We start from the raw sequence: 25,023 nt of genomic DNA on the forward strand, positions 1-25,023 counted from the left end.
GAAGAACATGCTTGGGGATAAAGATGTCTTGCAGTGATTTAAGCATAGGGTTAGTTTCTGATTGGTTAGTGACCAAGGGCGGGGCCGAGAGTGTTATTAAGGAGCTTTTGGCGCTTTATCCGCATATGGATTTATACGCTGTTATCGATTTTCTAGCCGATGCTGATAGAGCTGATTTTTTGGGCAAAAGAGCTGAAACCACGTTTATTCAGCATTTACCATTGGCAAAAAAATATTATCCAATGTATCTGCCGCTGATGCCGTATGCGATTGAACAGCTTGATTTAAAAAAACATGATATTATTATTTCTAGTAGCCATGCCGTATCGAAAGGCGTCCTTACAGGGCCCGATCAGTTACATATAAGCTATATCCATTCCCCGATGCGTTACGTATGGGATCTGCAGCATCACTATCTTAAAGAGTCCGGGCTGGATACGGGCATTAAAGGGCTAATGGCCAAGTGGTTTCTGCACAAAATGCGCCTTTGGGATTATCGCACCGCAAACGGTGTTGATCATATGGTTGCAAATTCCAGGTTCATTGCCAGACGCATTAAAAAAGTTTATGGGCGAGAGGCGGATATCATCTATCCTCCGGTGAATGTAGAGAGATTCTCAGTTTGTGAAGACAAGGAGGATTTCTATCTAACGGCATCACGTATGGTGCCTTATAAACGCATTGATCTTATCGTTGAAGCATTTTCGGCCATGCCAGACAAAAAGTTGGTTGTGATTGGTGACGGTTCCGAGATGAAGAAAATAAAAAGCAAGGCGAAAAATAACATCGAAATTTTAGGTTACCAGAATAATGATGTGCTTGAAGATTATATGAAACGCGCCAAGGCGTTTGTATTCGCTGCCGAGGAGGACTTCGGCATCACTCCGGTTGAGGCGCAGGCATGCGGAACCCCTGTCATTGCCTACGGACGAGGAGGGGTTTTGGAAACGGTACGCCCCTACGGTGTTGACAGGCCAACAGGGATTTTCTTCCCTTCGCAAACGGTTTCCGCAGTGATGGAGGCTATTTCTCGCTTTGAAGCGGTTTGTCATGAATTTGTTGCCCAGGATTGTCGTAATAATGCATCTCGTTTTTCGGTTGAGCGATTTCAGGGGGAAATGAGCGCTTATGTTCAGGAAAAATGGAGTTTGTTCAATAATGAAAAAAGAATTATGTATTAGCTAGTATTTTAATTCTATATTTGCTTTTTTTGTGTTGATAAAAGACGCACTTCGCGGAGTTCATCTGCCCGTAGTAATACGTCAATAACAACTATCTGGATATGTGTTGAGTGATAGGCTTCAATTTTCCTGTGCTGGTGTGAACTCAACATGTTTCATAAAGAATCTTTAGTTACGGATGGTAATATCCAATGTCTAACAATAGTGGGATTTTTAAGAGCTTTTTTTCTAAGTTTTCACTGCTGGTTTCAGATTTAGTGTTTTTTAACGTTTCAATTTATCTGGCATACTTTTTCGTTTATAAACTGATTGACGATCCTGGTATATTTCTTCTCTCGGATGGTTACCATGTGCGGATCCTTTCGCATTTTATTCTGTCGTTAATCTGCGTAGTTTGGTTCTGGACCCGTTTGCGTCATTATACCTATAGAAAACCGTTCTGGTTTGAGTTGAAAGAAGTATTCAGGACATTATTAATATTTGCCGTACTTGATTTGTCTTTAGTGGCTTTTTCAAAATGGAATTTTTCACGTTTTGTATGGATGCTGACCTGGCTTCTGGTCCTGGTGTTGGTTCCTCTTGGACGCATCATTACTAAACGTATTTTGAACAAACTGGGGCTCTGGAAAAAGCATACCATTATCATTGGTTCCGGCCGCAATGCGATCGAGGCCTATGCCGCACTGCAAAGTGAGGAAGTGCTGGGTTTCCGCGTTTCTGCATTTGTCTGCACTAAAAGTCCTTGTGATGAGGTCGTCGCCGGAATTCCTGTTATCGACTCCGAGGAGCAGCTATGGAAAATTGCCAACGTCGAAAATACTCAGTTTATCGTGGCTCTGGAGTTTGAGGAGCATGCGTTGCGTGACTGGTGGCTGAAAAATCTTGCCAAGCATAACTGCCGTTCCGTCTCAGTGATCCCGACGTTGCGCGGTGTTCCATTGTACGGCACCGATATGTCTTTTATCTTTAGCCATGAAGTGATGATATTACGGGTCAGCAATAATTTGGCTAAGCGCTCTTCACGCATTGTTAAGCGCCTGTTTGATATTGTTGGTTCATCATCCATTATTCTCGTTCTTTCCCCGGTATTGGCATTTTTGGCATATAAAGTATCGCGTGACGGCGGGAAGTCCATTTATGGCCATGAGCGCGTAGGGCATAATGGTAAAAAATTCAAGTGCTTGAAATTCCGTTCTATGGTGACCAATTCACAGGAGGTGCTTGAGAATTTATTGAACACCGATCCTGAAGCCAGAAAAGAGTGGGATAAAGATTTTAAGCTGAAAAACGATCCGCGAATTACAAAGATTGGGCATTTCATTCGTAAAACCAGTTTGGACGAGTTACCGCAGTTGTGGAATGTCTTAAAAGGTGAAATGAGCCTGGTTGGCCCACGCCCTGTTATCGAGGCTGAGCTTGAGCGCTATGCCGGTGACGTTGATTACTATTTCATGGCTAAGCCTGGGATGACCGGCCTATGGCAAGTTAGCGGACGTAACGACATCGATTATGACACACGGGTCTACTTTGATGCATGGTATGTAAAAAACTGGGCGCTTTGGAACGATATTGCTATTTTGTTCAAAACAATCGGCGTAGTTCTAAAAAGAGACGGTGCGTACTAACGCGTATATTTAAAGCGGCCTAATGGCATAAATTCGTGACTTTTGGTTTTTTACTGAGCCGTATAATTTTTTAAAGGTATTCGGGATCATTAAATGAAAAATAAGAGAATATTGGTTGTTACATCTTATATGTCTGGGAACGGCGGGGTGGAGCGTGTTATCCAGCGCATGCATGATCTTGTCTCTAGCGATCAAAATATTGATATTACCGTTGTTTCATTGTCTAGTGGCGATAAAAACATAGGTGAGCATAATAAAAAAATAGGGTTTTATCGCGGCAAGGAAGATTGGCTGCGCGATATGAAATCGTATCGTTTTCCTTTCAGCTTTGGCAGCCGTTTAGTTAACTTTTTCTTCCACGTTGCTTACATGGCATGCTTCTTGATTTTTAATAAATTTGACTATGTGATCTGTACCGGGCCAGCTCAAGCTCTCTATCTGAAAAAACTCAGGTCAATATTCAAATTTAAATTTGAGATATACGCCTGGCCTCATTTTTCTTTGACATCTAATTTTGGTGACTTTAACCTTTGCAAAAATGCAGATTATTGCCTGGGGATCAGTAAAGAGATTTGCAGCCAGCTGGAAGGAGTGGGAATTGAAAAGGAAAGAATTATACTCTTCCCTAATCCGTTCGAGCGGCAGCCTATCGTAAATGAGATGTACAGCAATGGAGAGGAGCGCCACTTTGTCTATATTGGCCGATTAATCTTTGAAGGCCAAAAAAGGATCAAGGATATTATTGATGCCAGCGCTTTGGTGTCAGGAAATTTCAAGGTGCATCTTATTGGCGATGGTGCGGATTGCGAGGTTATTGACGACTACATTGCGCAAAAGGGGCTGACTGATGTCGTGATAGTCCACCGCGGTTGGCATTCCAATCCCTGGGGCATCGTTGAGCGTCCAGACGCCTTGCTGCTGTCCTCGGCTTTCGAGGGGTTACCTACCGTGTTGGGTGAGGCGATGTCGCGGGGTATCATTTGCATCAGCTCGGATTGTAAAACCGGCCCGCGAGATTTTATTACCGATAAGGAAAATGGTTTCTTGTTCCCAGTCGGCGATATCACGGCTTTCGCTGGGCTGATGCAAAAAATTGTTGATAAAGAATATAAATTTGATCCGGCCACCGTTAGCCAGAGTATGGATTTTTATTATACGGACAGTTACTTGAAGCGATTTAACGCGCTTTTCAAGAAATAACACAGGCTTTAGGTAAACAGCGCCGGCATTCTGGCGGCGCTTCTTACTCTTCATCTTACCTTCCTTCCTTTTCTTTTGTGCCTTCAGTATGACGATCCCTCCGCTCTAACCATTTTTCTTATCATTATTATTCATATCTATCTGAGTTTTCTGTATTTGCTGGTTCCCTGACGCGAGCCAGGGATGACTTGCGTCTATTTTCCGCGGTACCGGTTGGTTTTCAAAATGTCCTTATTTTTGGCAGTGGCTTTTCTGCACATGACAAACCTCAATCTTAAGTCTTGTGATTTATCCTAATGATAATAATGAAAATTTTATCCCCCCAGGATTGGCGTACTTGATTTATTCCCGAATGCCCCCTCATTTTAGCGCACCCGGATTTTATGCAACGCCTCAAATTTATCATGTTGTTAGATTAAGAGATTACGATAGATTGGCGCTTTGCACGACATCAATAGGTTAGTTTGTTAATTGTTTTTAATGTGAATATATACTTTCATTATATAGGTTTGGTTTTTTAAGTCTTTTATTTTCAATGGGTTATATCTATCATCTGATTTTAAGTAATAAAAATCCCATTGCCTTGACAGCTTGGCTTTTTTGAACTTTTCTTTATATGCGAAGTAAGGGGATTTTTTCGCACGCTATTCATTATGCGGTAACGTTTTTACTGCTAACGCCAGGTTTTAAATCAGGTTTGATTTTGCCTCGCTAAAACTATTTTGTTTAAGGATACGATTATGGCTTCTCTAGTGTATCAAAAAGAGGCGGCGGCGCTTCTTTTAGCAGTGCTTGGGCAAAATGCCTCATCAAGCGTCTTTGACAGTATTGGTAACCAGATAGAAAAAGGGCAGATCACCGCCCAGTCATACATTTCAAGCCTGTTGAGCTCCAGCGCGGGCCAGGCACTTTACGCCTCTAAAACCGACGTTGAGATACTGCAAAGTATCTATACGTCGGCATACGGAAGCTCTCCTAGCGTGGCGGAACTGCAGGCGCAGCTTGCCGGCAGCACCTTGGCCGATGCTATCTCCAATGCCATTAATTCTCTGCTGAACTACAGCGGCTTTGACTCGGGCACGCTGACATCTCAGAACAACTTTGATGCGCAGCTGAACAACGTGCTGTATCCGGGGACCAGCGCTGCAGGTTCCGGCCCGGGCGTTTCTGATGCTCTGGCGCTTTACTACCTGGCAGGGATTGATGCGGTTACCAGCACGGTAATTACTCTTGGTACGCAAATTAATACGTCGGCACAAACTTTTGCGCAGGTAGCAAATAAGTTTGTCACCGATCGCGCTGCGCTGAACTCGCTTTCGAACACCGACTTTATCAATAAGGTGTTCACTGAAGCGTATGAGCGCGCACCGACTGCCGGCGAGCTTTCCGCACTGAGCGCTATCATCAGCGGCGGCGGCACCAAAGGCGACGTATTAGTCAACATTATTACCGGCCTGCGCGGCACTGTCGGCTCCGGTGATACGGCGGCTCAGCAGTTCTTCTTGAACGAAACAGCGGCTGACAACGCCGGGCAGCTGGCCGGGCTGGCGGCGCGCGAGCAGGTCGCCTCGATTTTCCTGGCCGTACCGCAGCGCGACGTGGATGCACAGGGTCTGGACGACTGGAGCAACTACCTTGGCAAGCACGGTAACACCTTTACTTCGCTTACCACGAAATTGCTGACCTCCGTTGAGTTCCAGAAAAAGGGCGCGCAGCTTACCGGCAATGACTTCATTCAGCATGTGTACACCGGCGTTCACGGCGTTGCCGCTACGCCTGCGCAAATTGCGCTGTACAGCGGATTGACCGATAAAGCAGCGATTACCGCCGCTATCATCAACGATCTGCGTACTTCTACGGCGACCGACAACACCACCGTCGCCCAGCAGCATGCGTTCGAGTATGACATCGGCAGCAGCCTGGTTTACAAAACTGCGGCGAGCCTGACAACGACCGCTGCCGGCGGCAATGCTACCGGTACCGTCAACACCAACAGCAGCCACGTGCTGAGCAATGCTGAAACGGCCGTTCTGACCAACGTTCAGCTGAATGCCAACGCAGCGGCGGCGGTTAATCTGGCGTTCGCCGATCATCTGGCGAATCTGACGATTAACGGCACCGCAGCCTCGGTTGTCACGCTCTCCACCGATGGGGTGAACCCAGGGGTGGCGATTACCGTGAATAACGGCAATATCGTGCTTAACGGCAGTTCGGGCAATGACAAGGCCGCAGTCACCTCGACGGCGAACCTGGCTACCGGCGCGGCGAAATTCAACCTGGGCGAAGGCAATGACAGCCTGACCTGGGTAGGCAACGCGGCAACCGGCGCAGCCAATATCGTCAGCACCGGCGTGCAGGCAAACGGCGGCAACGGCATTGATACCATTTCAGCCAACTTTATCACCAAGAACGTCACTACCGTTGCTTCAGGGGTTGGCGGGTTATTCCGCACCACAACCTTCACCTCTAACTCAAGTCAGTTTACCAACTTTGAGAAAGTCGATCTGGCCGGTTACATCGGTAAGGCCACCGCGACTGACCGCGGCAATGCGGTTGCCACCGCCGATCACACCTTCGACTTCGGTATTCTGACGGGCAACGCAACGACGGAAAGCAGCGTCAACGCGGGCAGTTTGGTTCAGGCCAACACGTCGAACATCGGTTCGCAGGGGTTCGTGCTGTCCGGTTTGGCCAGCGCGGTTAAGGTGATCAACGCCGCCGGCGGTAACTCTGCTCAGCTTGAGGTCACGGGCAATGCGACCTCGGCCAGCAGCGTGGACATCACTTTCCTGCAGAACGCCACCGACCATTTCAACGTGAACTTCACTGCTTCGGGCACCAGCGATATCAACGCCGGTTCGCTGAGCCTGAACAGCAGCAGCAGCGCCTTGTTGGGCACCGCGTTGAGAACCGTCAACATCGACTCCGGCGGTACAGGCGTTCACGGCAACGTCCTGAACCTGGCCGGCAGCAACTCGCAGATCAGCACCATCGCGGTTACGGGCGACCATCACCTGGATCTTACCGTTGGCGCCGGCTACAGCAATCTGTTGACGCTGGATGCCTCTGCCAATACCGGCGGGATCGATGTGGTGCTTAACCAGGGCGGTACCGGGCAGGGTGTGTTGTACAACCTGCTGGCGCTGTTGCCGTTGGGCAGCACGCTGGCCAACCTGCTGGGCCTTGGCGGCACCAACTTCGCGCTGACGGGGTCTACCGCGAACGACAGCTTCACCGTACTGGGGAATACCACCATTACCGGCGGAACTGGCGCCAACGAGTATCACCTGACCAGCAGCACCACCAACGCCGGTGTCACCATCAATGACTTCAGCAGCGCTAAAGACAGCATTGTGGATGTTCTGTCCGGGTTGACCATTTCGGCTACCGCAGGCACCAACAACCTCGGCGACTACGGCGTGCGTACCGAGAGCGTACTGGCGAACGCGGTCAGCGCCTTGTTGGGCGGTATTATCACCGGCGCGGTTGGCGCACTGGGGGCCCTGTTGGGGATCGGCAGTGACAACTCGCTGGCGAGCAAGGTTGGGGTGGTTGGGGTAGATCGTGCCGGCGGCACCGACTCCTACATTATTATTGATAATAATAATGACCATAAGCTGGATGCCAACGACAGCGTAATCTACCTGAAGAACACCGATCACCAGAACCTGCTCGATACCTTGCATTACGCATCGACGGTGACGCTGAACGGTATTGCCCATGCGCCAGTGGCAGATGTTGCCTAATAGTTAACATGGGTATTGTTTGTAAGTGAAATAAAAACGGAGGCAATTAATTGCCTCCGTTTTTCCATATAAATAGCGGGCTTGCCACAGGTTAAATTTCAGGGGCTGGTCACGGAAAATGACCATGTTATCCCCGTGTTTTGCCTCGCTTTTATGGTGCCGGTGTTTTTTTTTTCGCGACCTTGCTGTTATTTACTTTTTGTATCTATAGTTAAAAAAAAGCAGCTGCAGTCTCGAGCATGTTTGGGGTGATTTTCGTATAGGAAAAATCTTATACAGATCAATGCGATTTGGCTGACAGTGCAGGTGATGTAAGGAAAGAAAGTGAACCAATTTATCCCGCGCAATGAAATTGCGGATGTTATACGGACGCGCTCAAAAGTCTTCTGGACCGTTGGCATTTTTACCGCATTTATTAATTTGTTAATGCTCGTTCCTTCCGTTTATATGCTTCAGGTGTATGACCGGGTTCTGCCTTCACGCAATGAAATAACCTTACTGATGTTGACGCTGATCATGCTGGGCATGTTCGGCATGATGGCGTTGTTGGAATACGTGCGCAGCATGGTGGTGATCCGCATCGGCAGCCAGCTGGATATGCGGTTAAACAACCGCATTTATACCGCAGCGTACGAATCCAACCTTAAAAACGGTTCCTCGGACGCCGGGCAAATGCTGGGCGATCTGACCATGGTGCGCCAGTTCCTGACCGGCAGCGCCCTGTTTGCCTTCTTCGACGCGCCCTGGTTCCCGATCTACCTGCTGGTTATTTTCCTGTTCAACCCCTGGCTTGGGCTCTTTGCGCTGGTCGGCTCCTTGCTGTTGATTGGCCTGGCGGTCATCAACGAAATGGTTTCGAAGAAGCCTCTGGCCGAGGCCAGCAAGCTGTCGATCATGTCCGGGGGCCTGGCCAGCACCAATTTGCGCAACGCCGAGGTGATCGAAGCCCTGGGCATGTTGCCGAACCTGAAACGCCGTTGGTTTGGTTTGCATCAGCGGTTTTTGAATAGCCAACGCGTAGCCAGCGAACGTGCGGCGACGGTGACGTCGATCACCAAGTTCGTTCGTCTCTCGCTGCAGTCATTGGTGCTGGGTCTCGGCGGCTGGCTGGCGATTGACGGACATATCACGCCGGGAATGATGATTGCCGGCTCTATTTTGATGGGGCGCACCCTGGCGCCTATCGAGCAGGTGATTAACGTTTGGAAAAGTTATAGCGCCGCCAAGCTTTCCTACGGTCGCCTGGTCAAATTATTGGATACGCACCCGGAGCGTGGAACCGGTATGTCTTTGCCGCGTCCTCAGGGGCTGATCTCGGTGGAGGGCGTTACCGCTACGCCGCCGGGCTCAAAAGCCGATGCGGTGTTGCATAACGTCAGCTTCGCGGTCGAACCCGGCGACGTGTTGGGGATCATCGGGCCAAGCGCTTCCGGCAAATCTACCCTGGCGCGGCTGTTGGTGGGCATTTGGCCGGTGAGCGAGGGGATAGTGCGGCTCGACAACGCCGACATTTACCAGTGGAATAAAGACGAGCTGGGGCCGTACATCGGCTATTTGCCGCAGGACATTGAACTGTTCGCCGGCTCCATCGCCGAGAACATCGCGCGCTTTAACGAGGTGGATTCAGAAAAGGTCATCGAGGCCGCCAAGCTGGCGGGGGTGCACGAACTGATTTTACGCTTCCCGCACGGTTACGATTCGCTCATCGGCAACGGCGGCGCCGGGCTGTCGGGCGGCCAGAAGCAGCGTATCGGCCTGGCTCGCGCCCTGTATGGCGATCCTTCGCTGATCGTGTTGGACGAGCCTAACTCCAACCTGGACGACGCCGGCGAAAAAGCGCTGAATCAGGCCATCATGTTCCTCAAGCAGCGCAACAAAACGGTCATCCTGATCACTCACCGCACCAACCTGTTGTCGATGACCAGCAAGCTGTTGCTGCTGGTGAACGGCACCGTCAACGCGTTTGGCCCTACGCAGCAGGTGCTGCAGGCGCTGGCCAACGCCCAGCGGGCACAGGCCGGCCAACCGGCGGTGCGCGCGGTCAATAACGGGCCGGACGAAGGCAATATCCCAAAAACTCAAATTAATTAAGTTGCGAACTTGCCGGGCGGGGGATCTCCGCCTGCAGTCAAAGGAGTTGGTATGGCTACGCACATTGGCGAATCGCAAGACTCGTATTCGCAGCAGATCCCACAAGATGAACGACGCTTTACTCGCCTGGGGTGGCTGGTGGTCGGGATCGGCCTGTTTGGCTTCTTTATCTGGGCCGCGTTTGCGCCTTTGGATAAAGGGGTGGCGTCACCGGGTTCGGTCACCGTTTCCGGCAACCGTAAAACGGTGCAGGCGCCGGCCAGCGGCATCATCAAAAGCATTACCGTCAAGGAAGGCGACAAAGTCAAAGCCGGTGAGATATTGGTGCAGCTGAGCCAGGTACAGGCGCAGGCGCAGGTTGAATCATTGCGCGACCAATATTACACCACGCTGGCCAGCGAAGGGCGCCTGTTGGCCGAGCGCGATGGCCTGGGCAAGGTGACGTTTTCTCCCGTATTCGAACAAATTAAGGATCAGCCGCGGGTGGCGGAAATTATCGCCCTGCAAACGCAGCTGTTCGCTTCCCGCCGCCTGGGCTTGCAAAGTGAAATCGATGGCTACAGGCAATCGATGGACGGCATGCGTTTCCAACTGAAGGGCCTGCAGGACTCCAGAGGCAACAAGCAGATCCAGCTGGCCAGCCTGCGTGAACAGATGAACAGCATGAAACAGCTGGCGGCGGACGGCTACCTGCCGCGTAACCGTTATCTTGAGGTGCAGCGCCAGTTCGCGGAGGTGAACGGCAGCATCGATGAAACCGTCGGGCGGATCGGCCAATTGCAAAAGCAGCTGCAGGAGTCTCAGCAGCGCATCGATCAGCGCTTCGCCGATTACCAGCGCGAAGTGCGAACCCAGCTGGCGCAAACGCAAATGGATGCCAGCGAATATAAAAACAAGCTGGATATGGCGAATTTTGAACTGGGCAATACCGCCATCACTTCACCGGTCGACGGCACCGTCGTCGGGTTAAGTATCTTTACTCAGGGGGGCGTCGTGGGAGCGGGTGACCACCTGATGGACGTTGTGCCAAGCCAGGCGACGCTGGTGGTGGATGCCCGCCTCAAGGTCGATCTGATCGATAAAGTGTACAACGGGTTGCCGGTGGATTTGATGTTTACCGCCTTCAACCAAAACAAGACCCCGAAAATCCCGGGGACGGTGACGTTGGTTTCTGCCGACCGGCTGGTTGACAAGGCTAATGGCGAACCTTACTACCAAATGCAGGTAACGGTGTCGCCGGAAGGCATGAAGATGCTAAACGGTGACGACATCAAACCGGGTATGCCGGTCGAAGTGTTTGTCAAAACCGGTTCGCGCTCACTGTTGAGTTACCTGTTTAAACCTATTTTGGATCGCGCTCATACTTCATTAACCGAGGAATAATTTTGATTCAATTTAAACGAGAGGTTGCTGGCCTTGCTATCAGTACCCTATTGTTTGCGATATCTGCGCCGGTTTATTCGATAGGGATCTCAGACGCATATTCGCTGGCACTTGAAAAAGATCCTACCTTCCGGGCGGCGATAAAAGAGAAAGAAGCCGGGGAAGAGAACGAAAACATCGGCAGGGCGGGGTTGCTGCCGAAGGTGTCGCTTAACTATCAAAATTCGCCGCGCAACTGGCAAACGCAGAAATATCAGCAGAGCGACTTTTTTGGCAACATGTCGGATGTCACCAAGCGCCAGCAGTACCGCAGCTACTCCGGTTCGGTAACGCTGACGCAGCCGCTGTTCGATTACGAAGCCTATGCACGCTATAAGGCCGGCGTGGCGCAGTCGTTGATGGCGGACGAGCGCTATCGCGGCAAATTCCTGGATCTCGCGGTGCGGGTTATTTCGGCCTATGTTGAAGTGGCTTACGCCAAAGATCAGATTGCGTTGGCGGAAGCGCAGAAGACGGCATACAAAGAACAACTGGCGCTGAACGATCGCCTGATGAGCGCGGGCGAGGGCACCGTTACCGACGTTTCGGAAACGCAGGCCAGATACAGCCTGGCGGAAGCGCAGGTGATCGAAGCGCGCGATGCGTTGGACTCCGCGCAGCGGGATTTGGAAGTGATTATCGGCGTGCCGCTGAACCAGTTGGACGATCTGCAAACCTTGCGGCCCGGCAAATTCCAGGTCGCGCCGCTGATCCCGTCCAAATTCGAAGAGTGGCAAAAGATCGCGTTAGACAATAACCCGATGCTGGCTGCCTCGCGCCACGGCGTCGATGCCGCCAAGTATGAAGTGGAGAGAAACCGCGCCGGCTTTATGCCGCAGGTGCAACTCTACGCTTCACACTCGGAAAACGACTCCAGCAGCGACAACACGGTGAACCAAAAATACCGAACCAATAGCGTCGGCGTGCAGGTCAGCATGCCTATTTATGCCGGCGGCGGGGTCTCGGCTTCCACCCGCCAGGCGGCGGCGCGCTACGGCCAGGCAATGTATGAGATGGATGCGCAGGTCGGTACCACGCTGAACGATTTGCGCAAGCAATTCAACCTATGCATCAGCAGCCGGGCCAAGCTGGCGGCGTATGAACTCGCCGTGAAGTCGGCCACCACGCAGGTTGAGGCTACGCGCCAGAGCGTGTTGGCGGGGCAACGCGTCAACGTCGACGTACTGAACGCCGAACAGCAACTCTACAGCGCGCAGCGTGACCTGGCGTCGGCGAAATATACCTATATCAAGTCGTGGATCACGCTGCTGAGCGACTCGGGCACGCTGGATGAAAAGGACGTGAGCCGGGTCGCGCAGTACTTTGCGCGGCAGCGATAAAACGCGGCCGTAGAGCAGATGTCGGGGCTGTTGGTTGGCAACACCCCCGACGCTGTTATTGCAGGTGCCAGCTGGTGTTATATTCAAGGCACAGAGACAGCACACTCCCCCCAACCAGATCGTGAATGTTCACTTTTTTATCGCTCTGTGCGTTCTGCGTATAACTTAGCGTCACGCGATCTGCGTTGAGCGCCGCCGTCATGATCTTGGCACCTTCATTTTTCAGCGCCGCATTTATCACATGCAGAATCGGCATGGTGGAGCCGAATTCGTAGTTGGAGTCGGTATTTTTAGGCAAGGCTCCAATGGTCAGCACATTTTGCAGACCCTCAATGTTTTGTGGCAGCGTTATTTCTATAAATACTTTGGTGATCCCCGCCAGGAATACGCAGGAGCCTTTGGCGTGACTCAGTGGTAGCTTATCGCCAGAAACACCGTTGTATAATTCAGGCGTGAATTTTTTCACCCTGTGTTTAAACTGATGGTCAGGGTTTTTGTCTTCGGCATCGAAGGCTATGGGCTGAGATTCGAATCTTCCGGGCCAAAGACGTTCGATAACGGCGCCGTTTTTCCCATCCCACAAGCTGAGGTAGCGTAATGCGGTGTTCGACACTTTGGGCGAGGATAAGGCCGTGCCGATATTATGCGTGTAAAGCAGGGTAGCGACCGCGTTGTTGATTGGCAGCGATGTCGTGCTGACCGGCGCTGAGAGCGAATTCATCATCGAGGCTCTGACTGCGGAGAGACTTCCTTCGCAAACCAGTGCCGGGAGCGTTTTCATATCTTGATTTAAACCATCAACGCCTGACTCATAAAAACGGTTATCTGCAGTGTCAGGCTTTCCGTAGTCGATAAAGCCTACTCTTTCGATAAACGAGTTTCTGACTTCCCCGTAGTACATCGAACCTTGTCCATAGCTCGACAAAACAGGCGTTCTTTGCAAGAAGTAAACCTTAAGGTCGTTAATGATTAAATTGCTGTTCCCACGGTTGTAGCGGCTGAAGTTAATAAAGGCACGGCCAGCTATACCTCGGTATTTATTATTGGCAAATGATGATTTTGTCTTGAGATCCATACCAACGTTGGAAAGCCGTCCGCCTTCCGATGTGGTGGCCGAGTTTTTAGATTTATAAAAGTAATCATCGAAAAATTTGTCGATGGCACGGTGCCTGTCTGACCAGGATAACGTATTGCCGACGGCAATTCGGTCTATGGTGAGCATGTCGCACCAACCCAACGCGAAAATATCATTATTATTATATGGAGGGACCCATTCGCCGCCCAGCTGAACGTTATTTCTTTGCAGCCACATTCCGCCGACAACGATACCGGCATAACAATTGGCAATAGTCTGGCTCCCCCAGGCACAGGAGTCCACTCCCTGCGCAATGGCTGGAATGCCGCAGCCGTGGTAAAAAATATTGCCGATTCGAGACTGAGCAAACATCACTCCGTCGGATAACCATCCAATAAAAGCATTCAATATTTTGAAGTTATCGATAGATACGTTGCTAACATAAGTATCCATTCTGGTTCTTTTCGGATAACCTAAAACGCGAAAGACAATGCCTATCATCTGCTTTGTCGAAATGTCCCCTTTATCTCTGCGCCAGCCAAAATCGATAAGGCTATTTTCCGTACTGTCCGCCTGCAGCTTCACATTTGAGGGTATCTCCAGGCATACCGGCATGCTGGATTTTTCTTCGGCACTTATGTTGCTATCGAGCGCCTTGCGAGAGAACTTCGGCGACACGCTGCCATCATCATAGGGCAAGACGTATTCGCTGCCGGCCGATAGGCACTTATACTTTCCTGTAAAGTGCACACTTCCACCGCCAGCGGCCGCAACGTGGGCAATTGCCGCCCTAAAGGCGGGGGCGCTATCAAAATTTTCATAACCGGGTTCTGTTATTGGATGAGCGCCGAACATGCGCACGTCAATGGACAGCAGCTGAGCTAACGTGGTGTCGCCGATGCTGGCAGTGCTTGCCTCAGACGTTAAAAGCGTGAACTTGTCGGCCGTTATTGAGGCATAGTAGCGTTTTTGGTTATTGTCTTTATCGTAAGTCGCCAGCGAAAATTGCTTATTCGCGAATAATTCTATTTGGCGGCCGTTGAAGATGGGCAGCCCATCGTCACCGAGCTTAATAGGTTGAGGGATCGGCGTTAATGATCCATCTTGCCGTTGAACGAAAACGGGAATTCTGTTTTTTGTCGTTTTAGGATCTGCCCCCGCATTCCCAACCAATATATAGTCTTCGCTTTGCGATCTTTGCTTGATGTTTTCAACCAGGACTTGAGTGATGGATACTTTGCTTTTATCATTGACGGCATTATTGCTTGCAACATTTGCCGCACCGCTTTTGCGAGGCACAATAAAAAAAGCAAGGAATCCAAGCATACTATTCTTTAACAGCGAGCGACGTTCCATTAAGCCTACCTCACACTATATAATTTAGACTTATTCATCTGATTTTTTATCGTACAGACTTGTCGAAATCACAGCAAACTTATTTGCCTTCACGTCCATTGTATGAAGAAAATTGGTTTCCAACTGTTTGTTTTTATAATTAATTACTGCGGCACCTCCTGAGTGCGAACGCGGCCAGGCCGTCAGGCGATCGCCGGAAACCTCTCGGGCGTTAAGAATAATTCTGAAATATCGTCTTACCTCTGTATTGTTGCCTCAGATGCGCTATCGTATGGCATCAAACTACCCGCCGTGGGCCGGTCTGCCGGCAAAGAGACGATCTTTTAGGCGACTCGTTTGCTTCCTATGCAGTGTGCAGCAGCAAGAGTAGGGGAGCATGCGATATAACAATGTATAAACGCGAAGCATAGAGGAGTGGTTATGGCGATTTTGGTTACGGGCGGCGCTGGTTATATCGGGTCACACACGGTGCTGACCCTGCTGGAACGCGGAGAGGATGTCGTGGTGTTGGACAACCTGTGCAATGCTTCAGAAGAATCACTGCATCGCGTCGAGCAACTGGCCGGCAAGGCTGCGGTATTTTACCAGGGGGACATTCGGGAACGGGAGTCCCTTGCGCGCATTTTCGACGAACACCAGATCAGCGCCGTTATCCATTTTGCCGGGTTGAAGGCCGTTGGCGAATCGACTCGCAAGCCGCTCGAGTATTACCAGAATAACGTTGCGGGCACGCTGATCCTGTTGGAGGAAATGCGTCGCGCAGGTGTGCACCAATTCATCTTCAGCTCCTCGGCTACGGTTTACGGCGCCAATTCTCCGGTGCCTTACGTTGAAACCACGCCGATCGGCGGAACGACCAGTCCCTATGGCACCTCCAAGCTGATGGTTGAGCAAATTCTGCAGGATTTCGCCAAGGCGGAGCCGCAATTTTCCATTATCGCCCTGCGCTATTTCAATCCGGTTGGTGCCCACGAGTCCGGCATGATCGGTGAAGACCCGAATGGCATTCCCAACAACCTTTTGCCTTACATCTCCCAGGTGGCGATCGGCAAGCTGGAGAAACTCGGCGTGTTCGGCGGTGACTACCCGACCGAAGATGGCACCGGCGTGCGCGACTATATCCACGTGATGGATTTGGCTGAAGGCCACCTGATGGCGATGGACCATTTGCCAAAGATCGACGGATTCAAGGCTTACAATTTGGGCGCCGGCGTTGGGTATTCCGTATTGGAGATGATACAGGCGTTTGAGAAAGCTTCAGGCGTCGCTGTCCCATACCAGATTTTACCGCGTCGTGACGGCGATCTTCCTGCATTCTGGGCCGATGCGCGATTGGCGAAACAAGAGTTGGGCTGGGAGGTGCAGCGCGGCATTGACGCCATGATGCGTGATACCTGGAACTGGCAGCAAAAAAATCCGCAAGGTTACCGCTGACGGTCAGCCTGGCGTGGCCCGCAATAGCGTATGCGATATAAGAAAGCATGACCGCGGGCTGGTTAAGCGCAGCGCCGCTGCATCCTACCCAGGATGGCGGTAAACTCTGGCGCAGGAATTTTTTTCACAAAGTTAAGGTGTTGTTTAGAGGGTTTTATGAAAATTATCGTTACCGGTGGTGCAGGCTTTATTGGGTCGGCTGTCGCCCGACATATCATTAATGATACCAGTGACCACATTCTGGTGCTGGATAGCCTGACCTACGCAGGTAATCTGGAGTCATTAACAACGATCGCCGACAGCGATCGTTATACCTTTGAGCAGGTAGACATTTGCGACCGTGCGGCGCTGGATCGCGTGTTCGCCGAGTTCAAACCGGACGCCGTGATGCACCTGGCGGCGGAGAGCCACGTCGACCGCTCGATCGATGGCCCGGCAGCGTTCATCGAAACCAACATCGTCGGCACCTATACGTTGCTGGAAGCGGCGCGCCAGTATTGGCAAACGCTGGGTGAAGCAGAGAAGAAAGCCTTCCGCTTCCACCATATTTCCACCGACGAAGTGTACGGCGATCTGCACGGCACCGACGATCTGTTCACGGAAACCACCCCTTACGCGCCAAGCAGCCCATACTCCGCCTCCAAGGCGTCCAGCGATCACCTGGTGCGCGCCTGGCTGCGCACCTATGGTTTCCCGACCATCGTAACCAACTGCTCAAACAATTACGGGCCGTATCACTTCCCGGAGAAGCTGATCCCGCTGACCATCCTGAATGCGCTGGACGGCAAGACGCTGCCCGTTTACGGCAACGGCACCCAGGTGCGCGACTGGCTGTATGTCGAGGATCACGCTCGTGCGCTGTACAAGGTGGTGACCGAGGGCGAAGTGGGCGAAACCTACAACATCGGCGGCCATAACGAGCGCAAGAATATCGATGTGGTGCGCACCATTTGCCGCCTGCTGGATGAGCTGGTGCCGAACAAGCCGGGCAATCTGAGCCGCTACGAAGACCTGATCACTTTCGTGACCGACCGCCCGGGCCATGACATGCGCTATGCGATTGACGCTTCAAAAATTGACGCGGAACTGGGCTGGAAGCCGCAAGAGACTTTCGAGAGCGGTATCCGTAAAACCGTCGAATGGTACCTGGCCAACGAGGCCTGGTGGAGCCGCGTGAAAGACGGCTCTTACGCCGGCGAACGCCTGGGTCTGACCCGTTAATTAATTCTAAGGTATTAAAATGAAAGGTATTGTTTTAGCTGGTGGTTCAGGCACGCGCCTTTACCCGATTACCCGTGGCGTGTCCAAGCAACTGTTGCCTATTTACGATAAGCCCATGGTGTATTATCCGCTGTCGGTGCTGATGCTGGCCGGCATTCGTGACATTTTGATCATCACGACCCCGGAAGATATGCCGGCGTTCCAGCGCCTGCTGGGCGATGGCAGCCGCTTTGGCATTTCGCTGAGCTACGAAATCCAGCCAAGCCCGGACGGCCTGGCGCAGGCGTTCATTATTGGTGAAGAGTTCATCAACGGCGACAGCTGCGCACTGGTGCTGGGCGACAATATCTACTTTGGCCAGAGTTTTGGTAAAAAGCTGGAGTCCGTGGTTGAACGCAACCAGGGGGCAACGGTGTTCGGTTACCAGGTGATGGATCCGGAGCGCTTCGGCGTGGTGGAGTTCGACGAGCATTTCCGCGCGCTGTCGCTGGAAGAAAAGCCGGCGGCGCCGAAGTCCAACTGGGCGGTCACCGGGCTGTATTTCTACGACAGTGACGTCGTGGAGATGGCGAAACAGGTGAAGCCGTCGCCGCGCGGCGAGCTGGAAATCACCACGCTGAACCAGATGTACCTGGATAAAGGCGCGCTCAACGTTGAGCTGCTGGGCCGCGGCTTTGCCTGGCTGGACACCGGTACGCACGACAGCCTGATTGAGGCTTCGCAGTTTATTCACACCATCGAAAAGCGTCAGGGCTTCAAGGTGGCCTGCCTGGAAGAGATCGCCTACCGCAAGGGGTGGCTGAGCCGCGAGCAGGTCGCAGCCGAAGCCAAGTTGCTGGGCAAGACGCTGTACGGCCAATATCTGTCGCAACTGATCGTGGAGAAATAACATGCAAGTCACAGAGACCAAGATCGACGGTGTGAAAATCATTCAGCCCAAGGTATTTGGCGATGCCCGCGGCTTCTTCCTGGAAACCTTTGAGAAGAAGCGTTATCAGGAGATGCTGGGTATTGATTTGGATTTCGTCCAGGACAACCATTCCCGTTCGTCGCGCGGCGTGCTGCGCGGTTTGCACTTTCAGAAGGTGAATCCGCAGGGCAAGCTGGTGCGCGTCGTCCGCGGTGAAGTCTTCGACGTCGCCGTAGATATTCGCCCTGGTTCGCCGACGTACGGCGCCTGGGAAGGGGCTATCCTGTCCGAGGAAAACAAGACCCAGTTTTGGGTGCCGCCGGGATTGGCCCACGGTTTTGTGGTGCTTTCTGACATTGCCGATTTCGAATACAAGTGCACGGATTATTATAATCCGGCGCATGAAGGGTGCCTGCTGTGGAATGACCCGCAGGTCGGCATCGAATGGCCGATTGATAACCCGCTGCTGTCGGAGAAAGACAAGGTCGGCAAACTGTTCCGGGAGCTGGCGCAATGAAAGTGCTGTTAACCGGTTCGAAAGGGCAGCTGGGCAGCTGTTTTTGCGATCGCCTGCCGGCAGGGTGGGACGTTTTGGCCACCGACAGCGACAGCCTGGACATTACCGATTTGGCCAGGGTGAAGCAGGTGGTCGCCGACTACCGGCCCGACGCGATTGTGAATGCGGCGGCGTATACCGCCGTTGACAAGGCGGAAACCGAGAACGAACTGGCGGCGCGCATCAACGAACAGGGCCCTAAAAACCTGGCACAGGCCGCGGCAGAGGCGGGGTGTCGTCTGATCCACGTTTCTACCGATTATGTTTTCGACGGGCAGGCGAAGACGCCCTACCGCGAGGCGGATGTGACCAACCCGCTGGGGGTTTACGGTAAAACCAAGCTTGACGGGGAAATTGCGGTCGCCGGCGCCCATCCTGAGGCGATTATCATCCGTACGGCATGGGTATTTAGCGAATACGGCAATAACTTTGTCAAGACGATGCTGCGGCTGGCGAAAGATCGCGATGTGCTGGGGATTGTCGCCGATCAGCGCGGCTGCCCGACCTACGCGGGCGACATTGCGCAGGCGATTATAGACCTGCTGCAGCGTCAGGCGGAAGGCGGGGTTTATCATTTCTGCGGCGACAAGGAAGTGAGCTGGAGCGAATTTGCCGAAGCGATTTTCGCCGCGGCGATGGCGCAGGGGCTGCTGGAGAAATCCCCGCAGGTGAACGGCATCACTACCGAACAGTACCCGACGCCGGCCAAACGGCCAGCCTACTCGAGCCTGGACTGTGAAAAAATTGAAAGGTTGGGTATTTCACGTTCAAACTGGGTGAGCGCTTTGGAAAACACGCTAAAAGTAGCGGCTGTGTAAAATAAATTCAAACAAGGACGCCGTATGAATGGCGTCCTTGTTTATTTGGTTAGGTCTATGGGAGTGATATGGGATTAGTCTCTAACGCCAAGTGGGTTGCTTTCTCGCAGCTGTTCAAAATTGGTGTCCAGGTTCTTAATATTGTCGTTCTGGCTCGGCTGATTCCACCTAGCGAATATGGCTTGATGTCGATGGCGCTGGTGGTGACAAACTTTGCGTTGTTGGTCAGGGATCTTGGAACCGCAGCGGCGATTATCCAGCGGAAAGAGCTGCAGAATGAAACAATAAACGCAATATTCTGGTTGAATATACTGATGGGGCTGGCTATAGCCGGTGTTATTGTTATATTTTCCCCGCTTATTTCTTATCTGTTCCATGAACCAAGGCTGATTTTCGTTCTTTGTCTTTTGGCGGTAAGTTTTCCATTAGCAAGCAGCGCTTCTGCACATATGGCCTTATTGGAACGTGAGTCTAAGTTCAAAAAAGTCGCCTCCATTGAAATCAGCTCGTCGGTGGTCGCTGTCATCATTGCCATCACTATGGCCTATCAGGGATTTGGCGTTTATAGCCTGGTGGCCCAGATTCTGATTCTTTCTTTAATGTCTTCAATACAGCTTTGGCTGGCATCCAAATGGCGCCCTTCATTCGAAAAAATAATAAACTTGAAAGAGATAAAAGGACTGATTGGTTTTAGTGGCAATCTGACCCTGTTCAATTTTATCAATTATTTCTCGAGAAACGCCGACAGCATGATGATTGGCCACTATATGTCGGCCGCAGTACTGGGCTTTTACTCGCTGGCATACAGGATCATGCTGTTCCCGTTGCAGAGCCTGACGTTCGTCGCCTCGCGGGCGTTGTTCCCGATACTGAGCCAGCATCAGGAAAACAATGATAAGGTACGTACAACCTACTTGAATGTTGTTTATGTGATATTGCTGATCGTATTCCCGCTCATGACTGGGTTGGCGCTTCTGCGAGAACCCTTTATTCAGCTGGTGTTCGGCCCTCAGTGGGCGATGACTGCCACGATATTGATGTGGCTTGCTCCGGTAGGCATTATCCAGGCTGTATTAAGTACCACAGGTTCCGTTTTTATGGCCAAAGGACGCACCGATATACTTATGCGCCTCGGGATCCTGGGGGCGGTACTGCAAGTTGGTGCATTTATTATCGGGGTAAGGTTTGATATTAGTACATTTGCCAAACTATACTTCTTCGCCAACGTTATTAACTTCTTCCCGGTCATGGCGATACTGATGTGGCTTATTGGCGGTACTTTGAAGGATGTGTTCTTTAAAATTTACCGTATCGCCATTGCTACCATGATTATGGGGGCAGGCATCATTTCTCTTTGCAAATGGGTTGAACGGTACAACCATATTGATAATTTTACCGATCTTGTTATTACCGCAATATTTGGCGCTGCGCTTTATGCCGCATCCATGCTTGTAATTGACCCCGTATTTAGAAAAGCCTGTATGGCGATGACGACTAAAATATCAAAAAAAGTCGGTATCGTTTAGCTTTGTTGCTTTATAACGCATGAAAAGGTGAGCCTTTATTTATAGAATAGAGGCTCGCTTTTTTTATTTATATCTTGGTGATATTGGTCCGGCGTGTTATTTCCCTGTGCCGAGTTCCTACGGAAGGCTATATGTCACAGTGCGAAAGTTCAACCCATTTTCAGCTGTTCAAGATGGCCTGCCTGGAAGAGATCGACTACCGAAAAGGATGGTTGAGCCGTGAGCGGCTCGCCGCCGTACGGTGCAAGGGGGGTATCTTGTCCGAGAAAAATATCGACGGCCTGAATTCTATATTTCATAGAATTCAGGCGTTCATTATTTCACGTTATTTGGAATGTCTAGCATGGCCAGCAGGCGATTATTCACCTTCTGCGCGTCAAATTTTTCCTGCGCCAACTGGTAACTGGCTTGGCCCATATTGACAATTTTCTGTGGATCTTCGATCAGTTCGCACATTCTCTCAGCCAAAGCCTCATGCGACCAGCGTTCCACTAAATAGCCGTTAACCCCTTGCACCACTGTTTCCCGGCAGCCAGGTACGTCAGTGCTCAAGACGGCACGCCCCATCGCCATCGCCTCTTGGGTACTACGCGGGATCCCTTCGCGATAGTAGGAAGGCAGAACAAACACGCTGGATTTGGCAATCCAATCTGCCACATTTGAAACGTGGCCCGGTGCGATAATGATGTCATCTTGAATCAACTGAGCCAGACTTTGTTCTGTCAGGCTGCCTGGATTCTGTGTATCAACTGCGCCCAACATGTAAAATTGCGTATCTGGGTATCGTTCTTTCACCTTTCTGGCAGCGGCGACGTATTCATGTACGCCTTTCTCGGCCAGTAGGCGGGCGATGAAAATAAAGGAGACCGGCTGAGTTGGGGCAGGGCTAAAGGGATAATCCGCCAAATTCAGACCAATTCCACCCAGCACGTGTGCCTGTTTGACATTTATCTTGCAATCAACCACAAGATCATGTCGATCATCAGGGTTTAGTAGGATAAGTGCGTCCAGTTTGGGGAAGACACAGCGATAGAGCGTAACCTGGATCTTTTTCAGCAGCTTGACTTTCCAGCTCACCCCTTGCGGTTGTTCAGTGAACAGGTAACCTAACCCTTCCAGCATGGCGTAGCGTTTTTTGACCCCAGCCATTACCGCTGCTAGCGTGCCGAAAATACACGGCTTTGAGAAATAGGAAAAGACTAGATCGGGTTCTAGCTTTTTCAGCTGTTTGCTGAGGGCGAAGGTATCGCAAAAGTCTTTTATAGGATTGAGCCCCGTTCTGCTGAATGCATAATCCACAGGCGTAGCGCCAAGGGCCCGCACCTGCTTGCGAGTATCATCATCATAATTGAGCGCAAAAGCGTAAACACTATGCCCCTGCTGGTGCAGCGATTTGATCAGGTCAGCTCTGAAACCGACCACACAGTTTGCTGTTGTGCCTATAAGTACTATTTTCATAAAGACCTTATGTGTATACCGTCAAAGCTGTTAATTATTATTTTTCAGCTCTGCGTAAACATGTTCCCATTGTGTAACTATCTGATTTAGAGAAAATTTATCCTTGACCCTCTGGCGCGCTGCGCGACCTAGATTTTGTCTCTCCAGGGGGGGCATCGATTCAATCCTAGCCATGGCTTGCGCCAGGGCGTCAGGATTTTTTATCGGCACCAGCAGGCCGTTTATGCCTTCAGAACCGATAATTTCCCCTGGGCCGCCGCTGTCGGTCACTACCACCGGCAACTCGGAGGCCATCGCCTCCGCCACGACCAGCCCATATCCTTCCCACTCAGATGACAGCACAAAACCATCTACTTGGCGATATAGCTTATCGATATTGTCCCGGACGCCCAAAAACTCAACGCGCTCTTTCAAGCCGGCTTGTTTCACTTGCAGTTGTAAAGCTTCGAGTAACGGGCCCTTGCCGGCGATGAGCAACCGACTATCGGGCAGCCTGCTAAAGGCCGATATCAGCGTTGGATAATCTTTCTGTTCAACCAGACGGCCAACGGCCAGCCAGCGAAAAGGTCCGATGTGATCTTCCCGTATATCGCCAGGTGCGAATTTATCCGTATCGATGCCGTTAGGTATGGTGCGCGTATTGCTCGTCGGAAACACCTTCTCACCGGTAAATCTGCGCGTCGCGGCTTCGCTGATGGTAGTGTTCATCTGGCTGAGCGGGTTTGTCAGCCGATAAGCCCAATCCCGCAGTTTTCCGCCCTCATGGGTGTTGTGGGCGGTACATACGATTTTTAGCGAAGGCATCAGCAGCCGGACCAATCGCGTTAACAGATTGGCGTGTACCATATGGCTATGCACAACATCTGGCCGCGAGCGCAACAATTCTTTACGCAGGCGCAGCAGAGCCCGTGGCAAATCTTTGCCGGAGCGCATTCCCAGCGAACAGAGTGGAATGCCTGCTGCCGCAAGGCGATCGATAAACACGGCTGACGACGGCGGCGTCAGGGAAATCAGCCGCAACTGATGGCCCCTTTGCGCCAATTGTTCGAGCAAGGCGACAACCTGATATTCAGCACCGCCGATCTCAAGGCCGGTAATCACATAATCTATACGCATCGCAGTCTCATCCTTGACGCCGACGATAGAAAAGGAACAGCTTCTGAATCGCACTATGGGGCAGCCAGCTGATTGCCCACAAAGCGATTTTAAATTTGCCGCCGATCGGAGCATCTCGCAGCGACTGCCGCGCTGCGGCGCGATGGTTGTTGAGCAGGCTGTAGGTAATATGAGCCAGACGTATCCGCCGGTATTCTTCCGGGTGATCGCGGCGCAACCTATCCCCAAAATCAGCCAGGGCCATTTCCGCCAGCTGTTGGTGGTAAGCGGCTTTCGTGACCTGCGATGAGAAGTGGGTCAGGCGAACGGCGGCGTCATCGGAAACGCTGACCAGTGGATGACTGTAAGAGGGGATGCCAAACTCTTCGGCGATTTTCCACCACAGCAAATGTTCGCCGCCCGCACGGTTATGTGGATACCGCAGTCCGGTACTTAAAAATTTTTGACGGTCAAAAACCGGTGTGAAATCTCCGGTGATGGCTTTATTTACATAGTCGTCAAATGTAATAAGGCGAAATTCTTCTTTCTGATTTTCGCGGTTGACGGCGAATTGATACACCGGATACCGTGATTCCGGTTGTTCAGGCAAACGTTGAGCCAAATACTCGGCGGTTCCTGGCTCTAAGGTGTCGTCATCGTCAAGCATCAGCACCCAGGGAGCACGGGCCAATGCCAATCCTTCCATGCGGGCTGGGCCGGGGCCGCCATTGACAGGCATGCGATGGCAAACCAGATCCTCAATAGCCAGCTCCGGCAATGGGGTTGTCGAGGCATCGTCTACCACCACAATTTCAATTCTATGGTGTTCGTTTCTTTCGGCCACAACAGAATTTACCGCACGAACGAGTAAGTCGGGGCGATTATAGGTTGTAATAACCACGCTTAGGGCAAAGTTATTCAAACTGACTTCCTTCACAATCAAGAATAAAGCGATGCATCACGGCATTC

General features: G+C 51.5%; 17 protein-coding genes. 13 read left to right on the forward strand and 4 right to left on the reverse strand.

The window, feature by feature from the left end; translation table 11 throughout:
- Positions 1-23 precede the first annotated feature (23 nt).
- The 7 genes from KHA73_RS08125 (at position 24) to KHA73_RS08155 (ending at position 12,605) form a co-directional block, all read left to right on the forward strand.
- Positions 24-1,181, forward strand: a complete 1,158-nt coding sequence (locus KHA73_RS08125) for a glycosyltransferase family 4 protein (RefSeq protein WP_234590177.1) — start codon at positions 24-26, stop codon at positions 1,179-1,181.
- Between the two features lie 191 nt (positions 1,182-1,372).
- On the forward strand, positions 1,373-2,806 hold the full coding sequence (gene wbaP, locus KHA73_RS08130; RefSeq protein WP_234590179.1) for an undecaprenyl-phosphate galactose phosphotransferase WbaP: 1,434 nt from the start codon (positions 1,373-1,375) through the stop codon (positions 2,804-2,806).
- Between the two features lie 93 nt (positions 2,807-2,899).
- Complete coding sequence (locus KHA73_RS08135) at positions 2,900-4,006, forward strand: glycosyltransferase (RefSeq protein WP_234590180.1); 1,107 nt, start codon at positions 2,900-2,902, stop codon at positions 4,004-4,006.
- A 980-nt stretch (positions 4,007-4,986) separates the two neighbouring features.
- On the forward strand, positions 4,987-7,752 hold the full coding sequence (locus tag KHA73_RS08140) for a beta strand repeat-containing protein (RefSeq protein WP_314725576.1): 2,766 nt from the start codon (positions 4,987-4,989) through the stop codon (positions 7,750-7,752).
- Positions 7,753-8,076: 324 nt separating this feature from the next.
- Positions 8,077-9,843 carry a type I secretion system permease/ATPase gene (locus KHA73_RS08145; RefSeq protein ID WP_234590184.1) on the forward strand — a complete coding sequence of 589 codons (1,767 nt, stop codon included), beginning with the start codon at positions 8,077-8,079 and terminating at the stop codon, positions 9,841-9,843.
- A 51-nt stretch (positions 9,844-9,894) separates the two neighbouring features.
- Entirely contained in the window at positions 9,895-11,226 is a 1,332-nt protein-coding gene (locus KHA73_RS08150; RefSeq protein ID WP_234590186.1) for an HlyD family type I secretion periplasmic adaptor subunit, read from the forward strand.
- Positions 11,227-11,228: 2 nt separating this feature from the next.
- Complete coding sequence (locus KHA73_RS08155; protein ID WP_234590187.1) at positions 11,229-12,605, forward strand: TolC family outer membrane protein; 1,377 nt, start codon at positions 11,229-11,231, stop codon at positions 12,603-12,605.
- Positions 12,606-12,660: 55 nt separating this feature from the next.
- Here the strand turns inward: KHA73_RS08155 and KHA73_RS08160 are convergent, their stop codons facing one another.
- Positions 12,661-15,036 carry a phage tailspike protein gene (locus KHA73_RS08160; RefSeq protein ID WP_234590188.1) on the reverse strand — a complete coding sequence of 792 codons (2,376 nt, stop codon included), beginning with the start codon at positions 15,034-15,036 and terminating at the stop codon, positions 12,661-12,663.
- 420 nt (positions 15,037-15,456) lie between these two features.
- Between KHA73_RS08160 and galE the strand changes: the two genes are divergently transcribed.
- The 6 genes from galE (at position 15,457) to KHA73_RS08190 (ending at position 21,501) form a co-directional block, all read left to right on the forward strand.
- Complete coding sequence (gene galE, locus KHA73_RS08165) at positions 15,457-16,470, forward strand: UDP-glucose 4-epimerase GalE (RefSeq protein WP_234590190.1); 1,014 nt, start codon at positions 15,457-15,459, stop codon at positions 16,468-16,470.
- Positions 16,471-16,626: 156 nt separating this feature from the next.
- Positions 16,627-17,691, forward strand: coding sequence for a dTDP-glucose 4,6-dehydratase (rffG, locus tag KHA73_RS08170; protein WP_234590192.1), 1,065 nt, complete (start codon positions 16,627-16,629; stop codon positions 17,689-17,691).
- Positions 17,692-17,710: 19 nt separating this feature from the next.
- Positions 17,711-18,580, forward strand: a complete 870-nt coding sequence (gene rfbA, locus KHA73_RS08175; protein ID WP_234590193.1) for a glucose-1-phosphate thymidylyltransferase RfbA — start codon at positions 17,711-17,713, stop codon at positions 18,578-18,580.
- Position 18,581: 1 nt separating this feature from the next.
- Entirely contained in the window at positions 18,582-19,118 is a 537-nt protein-coding gene (gene rfbC / locus KHA73_RS08180; protein WP_234590195.1) for a dTDP-4-dehydrorhamnose 3,5-epimerase, read from the forward strand.
- The gene (gene rfbD / locus KHA73_RS08185; protein WP_234590196.1) at positions 19,115-19,975 is read left to right on the forward strand and encodes a dTDP-4-dehydrorhamnose reductase; all 861 of its coding nucleotides are present in this window, start codon (positions 19,115-19,117) and stop codon (positions 19,973-19,975) included. The genes rfbC and rfbD overlap by 4 nt, the downstream gene beginning before the upstream one ends.
- Before the next feature lie 68 nt (positions 19,976-20,043).
- A complete protein-coding gene (locus KHA73_RS08190) occupies positions 20,044-21,501 on the forward strand; it encodes an MOP flippase family protein (protein WP_234590198.1) in 1,458 nt (485 codons plus the stop codon).
- 315 nt (positions 21,502-21,816) lie between these two features.
- Here the strand turns inward: KHA73_RS08190 and KHA73_RS08195 are convergent, their stop codons facing one another.
- From KHA73_RS08195 to KHA73_RS08205, 3 genes are read right to left on the reverse strand one after another with little or no spacing between them, the layout of a single operon-like run.
- Positions 21,817-22,959, reverse strand: coding sequence for a glycosyltransferase family 4 protein (locus KHA73_RS08195; protein WP_234590200.1), 1,143 nt, complete (start codon positions 22,957-22,959; stop codon positions 21,817-21,819).
- Between the two features lie 30 nt (positions 22,960-22,989).
- The gene (locus KHA73_RS08200; RefSeq protein ID WP_234590201.1) at positions 22,990-24,075 is read right to left on the reverse strand and encodes a glycosyltransferase; all 1,086 of its coding nucleotides are present in this window, start codon (positions 24,073-24,075) and stop codon (positions 22,990-22,992) included.
- 7 nt (positions 24,076-24,082) lie between these two features.
- Positions 24,083-24,976, reverse strand: coding sequence for a glycosyltransferase family 2 protein (locus KHA73_RS08205; RefSeq protein WP_234590203.1), 894 nt, complete (start codon positions 24,974-24,976; stop codon positions 24,083-24,085).
- Positions 24,977-25,023: the final 47 nt, after the last annotated feature.

It is taken from the genome of Serratia entomophila, assembly GCF_021462285.1.
In the GTDB taxonomy this organism is placed as follows: Bacteria; Pseudomonadota; Gammaproteobacteria; order Enterobacterales; family Enterobacteriaceae; genus Serratia; species Serratia entomophila.

Bases quoted from the DNA above. Each gene is read 5' to 3' on its own strand.
- KHA73_RS08125 (WP_234590177.1), top strand. From the start codon at position 24: ATGTCTTGCAGTGATTTAAGCATAGGGTTAGTTTCTGATTGGTTAGTG.
- KHA73_RS08200 (WP_234590201.1), bottom strand. From the start codon at position 24,075: ATGCGTATAGATTATGTGATTACCGGCCTTGAGATCGGCGGTGCTGAA.
- KHA73_RS08195 (WP_234590200.1), bottom strand. From the start codon at position 22,959: ATGAAAATAGTACTTATAGGCACAACAGCAAACTGTGTGGTCGGTTTC.
- rffG (WP_234590192.1), top strand. From the start codon at position 16,627: ATGAAAATTATCGTTACCGGTGGTGCAGGCTTTATTGGGTCGGCTGTC.
- KHA73_RS08190 (WP_234590198.1), top strand. From the start codon at position 20,044: ATGGGATTAGTCTCTAACGCCAAGTGGGTTGCTTTCTCGCAGCTGTTC.
- rfbD (WP_234590196.1), top strand. From the start codon at position 19,115: ATGAAAGTGCTGTTAACCGGTTCGAAAGGGCAGCTGGGCAGCTGTTTT.
- galE (WP_234590190.1), top strand. From the start codon at position 15,457: ATGGCGATTTTGGTTACGGGCGGCGCTGGTTATATCGGGTCACACACG.
- rfbC (WP_234590195.1), top strand. From the start codon at position 18,582: ATGCAAGTCACAGAGACCAAGATCGACGGTGTGAAAATCATTCAGCCC.
- rfbA (WP_234590193.1), top strand. From the start codon at position 17,711: ATGAAAGGTATTGTTTTAGCTGGTGGTTCAGGCACGCGCCTTTACCCG.
- KHA73_RS08135 (WP_234590180.1), top strand. From the start codon at position 2,900: ATGAAAAATAAGAGAATATTGGTTGTTACATCTTATATGTCTGGGAAC.
- KHA73_RS08160 (WP_234590188.1), bottom strand. From the start codon at position 15,036: ATGGAACGTCGCTCGCTGTTAAAGAATAGTATGCTTGGATTCCTTGCT.
- wbaP (WP_234590179.1), top strand. From the start codon at position 1,373: ATGTCTAACAATAGTGGGATTTTTAAGAGCTTTTTTTCTAAGTTTTCA.
- KHA73_RS08150 (WP_234590186.1), top strand. From the start codon at position 9,895: ATGGCTACGCACATTGGCGAATCGCAAGACTCGTATTCGCAGCAGATC.